Genomic DNA, 12268 nt, shown 5'->3' on the forward strand with positions numbered 1-12268 from the left:
ACCTACTCAACAAGAATCTACCCCTGATTATTTATTAGTGGACGGTTTCTAACATGAAAGATCAGTACAAGAAAGTGAGCCAAAAACACATGCTTGGTTTTATGTACTACTTGCAATTGCTGGGCTATGTAATAGTCCGGCAAGGCATGGATCAAGCAATGTTTCTAACCAAGCATTATGCGGTACCAGTCGCTTGGCGCCGCATAACGATCGACTATCACAACCGATTAAATAAACCTGCCCAGCAGCTTTATAGAGAGTTTGTTGAGTGGACTAAAGAAGAATATTTGAGGGCGTAGGAAATGATGGATTTAAAAACAAAACAAGCTTTTTGGTCTGAACAATTACCTTTCTTTAAAGAAAAATATTGGATTCCCGGACATTTAGACGTACTCGAATTTGATATGAATGGCGGTTGTTTTGATATTGTTGATGTTATCAAAACCGATTTAAGTGAAGAAGACCTTTTTGATATTTACCATCGTGTAAATAGTGGTTGGGCAATGTGGAAGAAAGCCGTAAATTTCATGAAATCCAAAGTACCAACGTGGATTAGCGTGACTGATGAATTGCCACCTACTGACATAATGGTACTTATTTGTTGGGCAGATGCTCCTGATGTCACCCCAGAACAAGACTATATGACTATTGATGAGGATTTAAATAGCGTATGGGCAAACTATCAAAATGATCCACCTTCACATTGGATGCATTTTCATAGTGTGCCAAACGTATCGGGAGCTGAACAATGAACATAACACTTAGCGGTCATCAACTAAAAAGCCTTCTCGAATTTGTAAATCCAGATGGTGAGAAAGATTTAGATCAACTTGATACTAAACTAACAATTAAATTCTTTGAAGATGGCCACAGTGGAAAAGGCTATTACTTTTGGATGACCGAATATCCAGAAGAAGGTGCAATGAAGTTGGATATTGAATCGGGAGCTGAGGGATGAGTGGAGTAAAAGTTAAAACATGTGATTTTTGTGATGATGGAAATGGTGAATGCATTTACCCCTATTACGGTCTTGCCCCTCATATTCACACAAAGCCAATTGGCGGTACTGAATTTATAGATGTTTCATTACCTGAAAACTTTAGTCCTGATGGGGATGGTTTAGGCATATATACACACTGTCTGAATTGTGGGGGTGATGGCACATATGAAGGCATCCAGTTAGAAGTTAAAGCGGAAAGTAAGGAGGGCTAATGTGGATAAATATCTGACATCTAACAATGTGTGTGAGATGTTTCATATTACTAAACGCACACTTAATCGGTGGGAAATTAACACACCTTGGGGGATTCCATTCCCAGCCCCAGCATTAAGTTCTGAGGGCGGAACAATGAAAAGATACCTCGCTACTGATGTAATGAAGTGGGAGGAAGAATGCCAGCAAAAGAAGCAACTAAAAAAAGCTATATAAGTTGTACCGAAGCTAACAATCAGAAAACTTGATCAAATTAGTCCAGATCAATGATTGTTAGCATATTTACGTTACTATATACTGTCCGCCGAATCACGGCTTGCTAGATAAACTCAGCAATTTCATTTATGTACATAATGGTGTACATATAATGAAATCAAGGAAGCAAGAATATACTTTTCCCGTTTAATTATAAGGGTTTAGGCGATATGGCATTAATCGTTCAAAAATATGGCGGTACTTCTATGGGTACCCCCGAGCGCATTTTAAATGTTGCTCGTCGTGTGAAGCGTTGGCATGATCACGGTCACAAGGTTGTTGTGGTCGTATCTGCAATGAGTGGTGAAACAAACCGCTTACTTGCCCTCGCTAAAGCCATTACCGAAACACCTGACCCACGCGAGTTAGACCAAATGGTTTCAACCGGTGAACAGGTGACGATTTCCATGTTAGCTATGGCACTTAATTCGATTGGTGTGGAAGCTAAATCCTATACCGGACGTCAAGTCGGTATTAAAACTGACAGTGCATTTACTAAGGCGCGTATTGAGTCGATTGACATAGATGTCATGACCAATGACCTAGATGCAGGCCGTGTTATTGTAGTTGCAGGCTTCCAAGGCTTCGATGCCAACGGAAATACTACAACTCTAGGACGTGGTGGTTCAGATACTTCTGGTGTTGCCATTGCAGCTGCCCTAAAAGCAGATGAATGCCAAATTTATACTGACGTTGATGGGGTTTATACTACAGACCCTCGTGTTGCCCCTAAAGCGAAGAAAATCGATCGTATTTCTTTTGAAGAAATGCTAGAAATGGCATCATTAGGTTCTAAAGTTTTACAGATTCGCTCAGTAGAATTTGCCGGAAAATATCAAGTTCCTTTACGCGTATTATCAAGTTTTGATAATGATGACGACGGCGCATTTGACGACGAATTTAAAGAAAATGTAGGTACACTCATTACTACTGAGGCAGAAGACACTATGGAACAGCCAATCATTGCAGGTATCGCTTTTAACCGTGACGAAGCAAAATTAACAATTTTAGGTGTACCTGATGAACCGGGTATTGCTTCTAAAATTTTATCACCAGTAAGTGATGCCAACATTGAAGTGGATATGATAGTCCAAAATGTTGAAGAAGATGGCACAACAGATTTCACGTTTACTGTAAACCGTGTTGATTTAGCAAAAGCTGAAAAAATCTTAAATGAAACTGCCAAAAATATTGGTGCACGTGAAGTTTCAACACGCGATGACATCGTTAAAGTATCTATCGTGGGTGTAGGTATGCGCTCGCATGCGGGTGTAGCAAGCAAAATGTTTACTGCCCTTGCTGACGAAGGTATTAACATCCTTATGATTTCAACATCTGAAATTAAGGTTTCTGTCATTATTGATGAAAAATACCTTGAGCTTGCAGTTCGTTGCTTACATACCGCTTTTGGTTTAGATCGTGAACATGGTGAAAGCAGCGCACGCGCTTAATTTTACCGAACGGTCAAGAATTCATTAAAAAATGTTTACTTGTCCGACAATAATCAAAGAAAACACAGAGCCGCTATAGTTTTTTTTATAGCGGCTCTGTTATATTAAACGGAAAGTTTTTTGGCAGTGATTATCAAAATATGACTTTGTTCTCATATTTCTGTTAGAATCTGACTGAAAACTGAGGTTGAGCTTTTTATTTGGGTACCAATATTGCAGTTTTAAGCGTTTAGCAAGGAGATAAACATGCTGATTCTGACCCGCCGTGTCGGGGAAACATTAATGATTGGGGATCAAGTCAGTGTTACTGTGCTTGGCGTCAAAGGAAACCAAGTTCGAATTGGTGTAAATGCACCAAAAGAGGTTTCTGTTCATCGCGAAGAAATTTATCAACGTATTCAACATGAACGTGCAATGCATGAACACCTTCAACATCTTGATCAAGATTATCAAGTTTCATATGAAGATGATAATTATGCACAGAAAAACTTCAATCGTTAGTATGAAGTTGTTCTCTCCCTAATTAAAGCGACTTTATAGTCGCTTTAAATTTTTTGGGAATATATAAATTTATAGACCTAATGCGCGTTTTACAGGTGCATAACTACGACGGTGTTGATCAATCACGCCATGAGCTGCAATGGCTTCAAAGTGTGCTTTGGTTGGATACCCCTTATGTTTGGCAAAACCAAATAATGGATATTGTTGATCTAGTTCTGCCATTTGACGATCACGCGTAACTTTAGCCAAGATACTCGCCGCACTAATCTCAGCATGGCTTGCGTCTCCCCCTACAATCGCCTCGCAAGGAATAATGATTCCTTTGGGAATTTGATTGCCGTCTACAATTACCTTTTGAGGTTGTGTTTTCAGAGCATCCACTGCACGTTGCATAGCCAAAAAAGTTGCCTGCAAGATATTCAGCTCATCAATTTCTGCATGTGTAGCTTCTGCTATTGACCATGCTAAAGCTTTTTCTTGAATTTCAATAAACAACTTTTCACGTTTCTTTTCAGTTAATTTTTTAGAGTCGTTTAATCCTAAAATTGGATTATTCGGATCTAAAATAACAGCTGCAGCAACAACTGAACCCACTAATGGGCCTCGTCCTGCCTCATCTACGCCTGCAACAAACATGTATACTCCAATGAAAAAGAGGCCGATTTATAAGAATCGGCCTTCTTTAATGCTTAAAACATCAATTATTTTTGTAAAGCTTCTGCCACACAAGCATTTACAGTTTTAGAAACCACTTGGTTTACGATTGTAGCACGTGCATTCACGTCAAGCGCAGCAGCAGCTAATTCTACTGCAGTCACACTATTTGGTGCTTTTTCACTTACACAGCCGCAAACATTCGTTTGGATGCTATCACGCTGTTCAGCAGTCATATATTTTGTTGCTGTCTTCCATGCAGCAACATTATTAATTTCTGTAATACATTTCGCATTAACAGCAACTTTTAAAGCAGCTACGCCTAACTGTTGAGTTGTCGTTTGTGCAGAAGCACCGCCAGTACCAGTACCTGTAGTGGTTGCACATGCAGTTAAAGCTAAAATAACTGGTGCTACAGCGAGCATCAATTTTTTCATCATTTTTTTCCTTTGATCGAACGTAAGCAGCGCGTATTTTGCCTAAACTTGTGCTTAGAAGAAACAAATAAATTGATGCATTTATGCAAATTAAGTCCCTTATTTTTTCAGCTCAACTTAACCGTGTTTTTTTAAATTGAAGCGTTCTGTTTATAGCACGCTCTGTTACGGGAACAACATTTCTCAAATTTAACAGTTTCCCATAAAATCTAGCGCTAGAATGACAAAAAAAGGGTCTTTTATGCCTGCCTCAACCTCTCAATACTACACCCGTACTGCACAGATTCTGCATTGGGTCATGGCCATCATTTTTATCACTGCTTGGGTGATTGGTTTCTATAGTGGAAATTTTCTAAGTTATGACGTTGATGGCAGCTTTAAAGGCGATGTCATTACACTACATAAGAATATCGCCACAACCATTATCTTCCTCGTGGTCATTCGTCTGTTTTGGCGTTACACCCATCCTGCCCCACAATTGCCTGACACGATGTCACCAACAATGAAAACTTTAGCTCACATCGGACATTTATTACTGTATGTGATTTTAGTCGCTTTACCTGTCACTGGCTGTTTATTTAGCTGGAGTGCTGGTCACCCTGCTCCGGTTTTATATTTATTTGAAATTCCACGCCTGGTGCAAGATAACCCTGAGTTATTAGCCATTGTTAAGCCATTACATATTTATATTTCATGGTTTGCAGGTTTACTTATTGTTGGACATGTACTTGCAGCTTTAAAACATCACTTTGTAGATAAAGACAATGTTTTAAACAGTATGACCAAACAACCTAAATAAATTCAATGTTAAAAAAACCGCCTATCACAGACGGTTTTTTTTATTTAGATTTTCTGGATTTCTGAAATCCACTTTTGTTTCTCTTCATCTGAAATGAAAGAGGCTTCAAAAGAGTTAATTGCGAGTTGCTTCAACTCATCATTGGTTAAATCTAATGCCTGTTGAATGGCAAAGAAATTATCATTCATATAACCGCCGAAATATGAAGGATCATCTGAGTTAACAGTCACGTGTACGCCTTTTTGTAAAAGACGGCGGATATTGTGGTCTTTCATATCCTTAACAACACATAGCTTTAAGTTACTTAAAGGACAAACCGTTAATGGCATTTTTTCATTAATTAAACGAGCCATTAATTGTTCGTCTTCTTCAGAACGCACGCCGTGGTCAATACGGTTGACTTTGAGCAGGTCTAAAGCTTCCCATACATATTCAGGTGGACCTTCCTCACCTGCGTGAGCCACAATTAAGAAGCCTTCTTCACGCGCTTTAGCAAAAACACGTTCAAATTTAGCTGGTGGGTGACCTACTTCGCTTGAATCAAGTCCTACAGCGATAATATCTTCTTTAAACGGTAAAGCTTGCTCAAGCGTTTCAAATGCAGCTTCTTCGCTTAAATGACGTAAGAAACACATGATCAGCTGAGAACTGATACCAAATTTGGCTTTTGCGTCAGCACATGCACGTTTAAGCCCATTGATCACGGTTGCAAAAGCAATACCACGGTCAGTATGAGTTTGCGGATCGAAGAACATTTCTGTATGAACGACACGATCTTCTGCACACTTTTCAAAATATGCCCATGCTAAATCGTAAAAATCTTGCTCATGAACAAGAACATTTGCACCAGCATAGTAAATATCTAAAAATGATTGAAGATTATGAAAGTTATAAGCTTGCTTTACTTCTTCAACAGATTTGTAAGGAATCTGAATCTGATTACGCTGTGCAATGGCAAACATTAATTCAGGTTCAAAGGTCCCTTCAATATGCACATGCAACTCGGCTTTTGGTAAGGCCTGAATCAGCTCGACTTGATTCATATTAACTCCACATCTAAAGAAAAAAGGGTGTGGTAAGCACACCCTTCTATAATTTCCTTCTTATATCCCTATCACTAAAATAGTTCTAGAAGGAAATTATAAACAATCGTATTAACCGCCAAAGGCGATAAATTTAAATACCCAAAGGGCAGCAATAATCCACACCATGTATGGAACAGTTTTTGCCTTACCCGTAAATAATTTAACTAATGCATAGCTGATAAAGCCCATTGCAATACCATCTGCAATTGAGTATGCAAATGGCATAAATACAATCGTTAAAAAGGCTGGTACAGCTTCTGTAATATCATCCCAATCGATGTGAGTGATCCCTTGGATCATCAATACACCAATGAACAATAAAGCGGGTGCTGTTGCAAAACCTGGCACAGATTGAGCAAGAGGTGCCAAGAATAAACAGCAAATAAATAAGAAAGCGACAACTACCGCGGTTAAACCTGTACGTCCACCTGCTGCTACACCTGAAGCCGATTCAATATATGGCGTAGTTGATGAGGTACCTAATGCAGCACCAGCAACGATTGCAGTAGAGTCAGCAAATAGCGCTTTTTTCAAACGTGGCAATTTACCATCTTGTAAAAGGCCGGCACGGTGTGAAACGCCAACCAAAGTACCCGTACTGTCAAACAAGTCAACAATAAAGAATACGAAGATGACACCCACCATACTTGCGGTAAACAACCCTTCAAAGTCCATTTGCATGAATGTTGGCGCAATTGAAGGAATTTCACCAACCACACCCTTAAATTCATTTAGACCTAAAGCTGTGGCAATTGCTGTAACGACTAAAATACTAATAATAATCGCACCACGAACTTTAAGCTGATGCAAAATTACGATAAGTAAAAAGCCAAATAAAGCTAATAATACAGTAGGTTGTTTAATATCGCCCAAACCGACCAACGTTGCTTGGTTTGCGACAATGATTCCAGCATTTTTTAACGCAATAAGCGCAAGGAATAAACCAATACCACCACCTATCGCAAATTTAAGCGACATCGGGATCGCATTGACAATCGCCTCACGAATTTTAAAGAAACTAATTGCAAGGAATACCACACCTGAAACAAAAACAGCTGCTAAAGCTGTCTGCCATGGCACTCCCATGCCCATACAAACCGAATAGGTAAAATAAGCATTAAGCCCCATACCGGGTGCCAAGGCGATTGGATAATTAGCAATAATACCCATCACTAAGCAACCGATTGCTGCTGCCAAACAGGTCGCAACGAATACGGCGCCATGATCCATGCCGGTTTCAGATAAAATGAGTGGATTGACAATGATGATGTAGCACATTGTTAAAAATGTAGTTACACCAGCAAGAACTTCTGTTCGAAACGTGGTTTTATTGTCGCTTAACTTAAATAAACGCTCTAACCACCCTGCCGAAGAATTGGGCGCCGCCATAAGTAGCCTCTATGCAAAATCTGAGCTGTGGAATATGTACTTCTATGTAGGTATCTGAGCAATCTTGTTTTTCTGTTCAGATCTCTAGACAAAAATCTTAAATAGACGAAGCAACAAATATGCCACTCATTTGATTTCTGCTGTCATACACAGAAAATAGCCACAGCCCCTCTTGAAACACAAAAAAGCTGCATAACCCCTATGCAGCTTTTTTACTATACGTTCAATAAGTTTAACAGATTCAACAGCAACATGATCAAAATTTATGAAAAGATATGATCAATGGCACACTTTTTAAAGCAAATCACAATCACCCCTGTGCTTAGAAAAAAACTTTTTTATCACTGATATATTTTTGCAAATTATATGAAGCTAAATTGCTATGACTAACACGGTTAGGATTACGTTCGATTGTCTGCAAATTTTTTTCAGCTTCTTGAATGATCCTCATGAGCTCTTGATGTCTTTTATTTTGGGTATCTAAATATGCCCAATACCCTAATACAAATACAATACTCACGCATAACACTATTAATACTTTATTGATCATTATTATTATCTCTATGTTTTTAATGTTAATGATCTTAACAAAAAAAAAATAAGGTTGTGAATACTTTCACATTTATTTACAATAATTATCAACTACACAAGTTATTGATATAAAAATGTTTTCCAATATACAATTTAAAAAATTGATTAAAAAGAAAACTTTTCACTTAAAAAATTCATTTTTAAAAATAGCTATATTATTTTAAATGAAAATTATATAGACTGCTTGGCCCATTTTTATTTTGAAGTATATTTAAATTTATCGTTTACTTTAACTTCATTATATTATTTATTGAATTTTCATATATTTCTTTCATTATTTAATAGTAAAAAGCCCACCTTCATCAATAAAGTGGGCTTTTATAAATTAATTAACCTGCAATTTCTTCAACTTTAGGTTTTACTTTTACAAGATCAGCTTCATAGATGACCTCATATTCTTCTAAATTTAAATGATGTAAACGCTGTTTAAGCTTTTTCAATGACCATGGCCATGCTGCAAAGTTACGACCATTTGCATCAAGGTAATAACTCTTACAACCACCACTATTGAATACTGTGGTTTGTAAATGCTTTTGTACAAGCTCATTATGCTTTTTAATTATTTCTGATTTTACAGAAAGTTTAGCAATACCTTTCGCTTTCATTTGCAATAAACCATCTACAATATATTGCAGTTGGGCTTCAGCAAGACCAATGAATGAGTCATAAACCAAGACATTTGGCCCTAGCATAAGAAATGCGTTCGGTACATTTTCAATATTGGTTCCTAAGTAAGCTTCCGGTGAGGAGTCTTTCCAGAGTTCTGCCAGACATTCCCCTTTTTCGTTATGTACCCGTTTACCAATGGGTGGATGAGACACTTCAAAACCTGTACCCCAAATAATCACATCTACTTCGTGACGTTCACCGTTAGCTGCAACCACGGTGTTGCCTTCCACTTTAACTAAGCCATGTGGAATAAGTGTGGTATTCGGTGCTTGTAATGCTGGATAATAGTTATTGGCAAATAAAATACGTTTACAGCCAATATCAAAATTAGGTGTGACGTTTTTACGTAAAACCGGATCTTTAATTTGTAACTTTAATAGTTGTTTCGCAGCAAAATTGACAGGCTTTAAAGCTTTTGGGTTGCGTAAACCAAAATTGATGACATTTAAGGCACCTGCTACAGTCTGGCGCCAACTTGCCTGAATCGCTGGATATTTGGCAATAATTGATTTACTCAACTCACCCAAATCCGTATCTGGTTTTGGCAGCACCCAAGGGGCTGTGCGTTGGAATACAAACAATTCTTTGGCTTTAGGTTGAATTTGGGGCACAAACTGGATGGCAGAAGCACCAGTACCAATCACGGCAATACGTTTTCCAGTAAGGTCATAGTCATGGTTCCATTTCGCCGAATGGAACATTTCACCAGTAAAGGTATCTAAACCTTCAAGGCGTGGAATCTGGGCTTCAGTAATTGGACCTGTAGCAAATAGAACTGTTTTAGCAATATATAAACCAGAGCTTGTCTCTAGTTTCCAGACATTTTTTACATTGTCCCATTCCGCTTTTAATAGTTCGGTATTGAATTCAATTAAGGACTCGATATCAAACTCACGACTAACATCTTCTAAATAGCTTAAGATTTCCGGTTGACGTGCAAATAAATGGCTCCATTTTGCACTTGGAGCAAACGAGTAAGAGTACAGAGCTGAAGGTACATCACAACCACAGCCCGGATAGGTATTTTCACGCCAAGTACCACCAACGCGGCTTGCTTTTTCAATAATTTTAAAATTAGTTAAGCCTGCTTCATTTAGCTTAATTGCAGCAGCAAGACCAGAAATACCCGCACCGACAATAAAAGTGTCATAAATATGTGCAACTTCTTGGGTTTTACGGGTGCGTGTATTTGTTCTAGGTTTAGTGACCATAATTTTTCTGCCTGTACAAAATTTTATTTAAATAACTGATACGAAAGCCCAAGGAACTTTGCATATAGCGTTGGAGATGTCCTTTTCATAAGCCAGAATAATTTGGCGTCGATCTGTGGCGTAGTGTAGAGCTGCCCACGATCTAATCTATTCAATGTTAAAGCCGCAACTGCATCACTGGTTGTCATGGCATAGTTCATGAGTGCATGGTCTGCAAGTTTTGAATAACGCCCCGGAATACGACCATTTTTAATGATATTGGTTGGCACCAAAGTCGGGCAAAGTACATTGACTTTAATATTGAATTTGCGAAGCTCGGCTGAAAGGGTTTCGGATAATGCTAAAACACCCGCTTTCGTTACATTGTAGACACTCATTTCTGGTGCTGCGGTATACGACGCGGCAGAAGCCACATTAATGATTGCACCGTAACCTAGTTTTTTGAACTTTGGCACAAATGCATGACAACCATGAATAACACCCCATAGGTTTACATGCATACACCATTTCCAGTCTTCCAAACTCATTTCATCAAATTTGCCGCCTAGCCCTACGCCGGCATTATTAATAATGAGTGTTACTGGATGATCAAGTAACTGTTCTGCTTGATCAGCCAAAGCCTGTACTTGTTCTGCTTGCCCAACATCGCACTGGACTGCAAATGCTTTTTGTCCAAGCTGTTCAATTAACTTTACAGTTTCTTTTGCAGCTTCTAAATTAATATCTGCACAAACAATACTTCCACCGCGTTTCGCCAGTTCAACTGCAAAGCTACGACCAATTCCACTACCTGCCCCAGTTACGACCGCATATGCGTTTCGGCTAGGCTGGTCTTTCTTACCAAATAAAATCATAGTAAATCCTAAAAAACTTTAGGTAGACGGCAGTAATTTTCGTATTACTGCCATGACTAATACGCTTATGAAACTGCACGAACTGGTGGTGTAAATTCCTTCACAAAGTAAGGCGCTATAGCACCACCCTCGTTAAGTAATTTGTTTTTGTAATACTCAAGGTATTCGGTCGTGTCATGATCATTTGGGTGGAAGTTAGGACGTAAGTAATCAAAAATCTGACCAATAGTGCTACCGAATACACCATCTTTTGGACTAAAAATTAAGTTGACGCCACGACGTGCATCTTTCCAGAATTTCTTAGTTAGCATTTCTTGTGGTTTACGTAGTACGGGTACAAATAAAGTTGCTGTTGGAATAAGTCCTAAAATAGTGATGAAAGCCATTAAAAAGCCGGTTGCACGTAACGGATAGTTACCGTTTAAAACCTGATAGACATCATAAGCAATGTCTTTATGCTCAGATTCTTCAAGCATATGCCACATCCATAACGCACGGCTTTTGGCATCATCGGTATAATAGAAATTCTTTTCATGCTTCATCATGTATTCGGCAAGTACTGCCGTAAAGTGCTCAATACCCGCCATAAGTGAAAGCTTTAACGGCTGTGGGAATTTTAAGAACACATATTTAAAGAAGTTCTCACCCAAGAAACGGTAGAAATCGACCGGATATTCCAGCTCTTTAATTGCATCATTGAACTCATTATGCAATTTTGAATGAATGGCTTCTTGACCAATAAGAGAAGTAACTCGCTGCTTTAAAATTGGGTCTTGAATAAATTCGCGGTGGTGACGAGCTGTTTCAATCACCAAATCTTCACCATAGGTCAAGAAAACCGAAAGCGTTGCAAAGAACAATGTTGCAAACTGGTTGTTGACGTAAAACTCGATATCAATTTCTTTACCATCAAATCCGATATTTAAATGGCGAATTGGGATAGTCCCTTTATTTGAGAAATCTATCTTTTGATACTGAGCTATAACTGATTTAGGAGAAATAATATTTCGGATAGCTTGAGCGACCATTTTCGACACCCTATAAAATTTGTTAAATACAAGGCAGCGTCGAATCAAACAGGTAAAGTTGTCTTTAGATTATTTCTTGCAATCTTTAACTGCTCTAGAACAAAAATTTGCTCGAATACATCTGCCTTGCC

The 12268-nt window shown here is 38.5% G+C and carries 16 protein-coding genes; 8 read left to right on the forward strand and 8 right to left on the reverse strand.

Annotated features, from left to right (window positions below):
• The first annotated feature begins 53 nt into the window (after nucleotides 1-53).
• From NQ782_RS12375 to csrA, 7 genes are all read left to right on the forward strand, one after another.
• On the forward strand, nucleotides 54-299 hold the full coding sequence (locus NQ782_RS12375; RefSeq protein ID WP_000654849.1) for a hypothetical protein: 246 nt from the start codon (nucleotides 54-56) through the stop codon (nucleotides 297-299).
• A 3-nt stretch (nucleotides 300-302) separates the two neighbouring features.
• Entirely contained in the window at nucleotides 303-752 is a 450-nt protein-coding gene (locus NQ782_RS12380; RefSeq protein ID WP_249476912.1) for a DUF551 domain-containing protein, read from the forward strand.
• Complete coding sequence (locus NQ782_RS12385) at nucleotides 749-958, forward strand: hypothetical protein (protein WP_001027866.1); 210 nt, start codon at nucleotides 749-751, stop codon at nucleotides 956-958. Before NQ782_RS12380 ends, NQ782_RS12385 begins: the two co-directional genes overlap by 4 nt.
• The gene (locus NQ782_RS12390; protein WP_000017241.1) at nucleotides 955-1212 is read left to right on the forward strand and encodes a hypothetical protein; all 258 of its coding nucleotides are present in this window, start codon (nucleotides 955-957) and stop codon (nucleotides 1210-1212) included. The genes NQ782_RS12385 and NQ782_RS12390 overlap by 4 nt, the downstream gene beginning before the upstream one ends.
• Nucleotide 1213: 1 nt before the next feature.
• Nucleotides 1214-1429, forward strand: a complete 216-nt coding sequence (locus tag NQ782_RS12395; RefSeq protein WP_000362184.1) for a hypothetical protein — start codon at nucleotides 1214-1216, stop codon at nucleotides 1427-1429.
• Between the two features lie 209 nt (nucleotides 1430-1638).
• Nucleotides 1639-2919, forward strand: a complete 1281-nt coding sequence (locus NQ782_RS12400) for an aspartate kinase (protein ID WP_031993552.1) — start codon at nucleotides 1639-1641, stop codon at nucleotides 2917-2919.
• A 246-nt stretch (nucleotides 2920-3165) separates the two neighbouring features.
• The gene (gene csrA, locus NQ782_RS12405) at nucleotides 3166-3420 is read left to right on the forward strand and encodes a carbon storage regulator CsrA (protein ID WP_000906487.1); all 255 of its coding nucleotides are present in this window, start codon (nucleotides 3166-3168) and stop codon (nucleotides 3418-3420) included.
• Nucleotides 3421-3489: 69 nt separating this feature from the next.
• On the opposite strand, the gene rnhB is transcribed toward csrA, so the two are convergent.
• Nucleotides 3490-4056: a ribonuclease HII gene (gene rnhB / locus NQ782_RS12410; RefSeq protein ID WP_057093180.1), complete on the reverse strand. Its 567-nt coding sequence runs from the start codon at nucleotides 4054-4056 to the stop codon at nucleotides 3490-3492.
• Nucleotides 4057-4121: 65 nt separating this feature from the next.
• Complete coding sequence (locus NQ782_RS12415; RefSeq protein ID WP_031978292.1) at nucleotides 4122-4511, reverse strand: hypothetical protein; 390 nt, start codon at nucleotides 4509-4511, stop codon at nucleotides 4122-4124.
• 241 nt (nucleotides 4512-4752) lie between these two features.
• Between NQ782_RS12415 and NQ782_RS12420 the strand changes: the two genes are divergently transcribed.
• Nucleotides 4753-5310 carry a cytochrome b gene (locus NQ782_RS12420; protein WP_001111768.1) on the forward strand — a complete coding sequence of 186 codons (558 nt, stop codon included), beginning with the start codon at nucleotides 4753-4755 and terminating at the stop codon, nucleotides 5308-5310.
• A 44-nt stretch (nucleotides 5311-5354) separates the two neighbouring features.
• Here NQ782_RS12420 and NQ782_RS12425 read toward each other — a convergent pair whose 3' ends face one another.
• The 6 genes from NQ782_RS12425 to NQ782_RS12450 form a co-directional block, all read right to left on the reverse strand.
• The gene (locus tag NQ782_RS12425; protein ID WP_001077401.1) at nucleotides 5355-6353 is read right to left on the reverse strand and encodes an adenosine deaminase; all 999 of its coding nucleotides are present in this window, start codon (nucleotides 6351-6353) and stop codon (nucleotides 5355-5357) included.
• A 111-nt stretch (nucleotides 6354-6464) separates the two neighbouring features.
• Nucleotides 6465-7784, reverse strand: a complete 1320-nt coding sequence (locus NQ782_RS12430; RefSeq protein WP_000729980.1) for an NCS2 family permease — start codon at nucleotides 7782-7784, stop codon at nucleotides 6465-6467.
• A gap of 322 nt (nucleotides 7785-8106) precedes the next feature.
• The gene (locus tag NQ782_RS12435) at nucleotides 8107-8334 is read right to left on the reverse strand and encodes a hypothetical protein (protein ID WP_000608974.1); all 228 of its coding nucleotides are present in this window, start codon (nucleotides 8332-8334) and stop codon (nucleotides 8107-8109) included.
• Nucleotides 8335-8704: 370 nt separating this feature from the next.
• Nucleotides 8705-10255, reverse strand: coding sequence for an NAD(P)/FAD-dependent oxidoreductase (locus tag NQ782_RS12440; protein WP_057094105.1), 1551 nt, complete (start codon nucleotides 10253-10255; stop codon nucleotides 8705-8707).
• A 23-nt stretch (nucleotides 10256-10278) separates the two neighbouring features.
• Nucleotides 10279-11109, reverse strand: coding sequence for an SDR family oxidoreductase (locus NQ782_RS12445; protein WP_057094107.1), 831 nt, complete (start codon nucleotides 11107-11109; stop codon nucleotides 10279-10281).
• 65 nt (nucleotides 11110-11174) lie between these two features.
• Nucleotides 11175-12137, reverse strand: coding sequence for a metal-dependent hydrolase (locus NQ782_RS12450; protein WP_004709868.1), 963 nt, complete (start codon nucleotides 12135-12137; stop codon nucleotides 11175-11177).
• Between the last annotated feature and the right edge of the window lie 131 nt (nucleotides 12138-12268).

The sequence above is a fragment of the Acinetobacter sp. BD54 genome (genome assembly GCF_044778325.1).
GTDB classification, from domain to species: Bacteria; Pseudomonadota; Gammaproteobacteria; order Pseudomonadales; family Moraxellaceae; genus Acinetobacter; species Acinetobacter baumannii.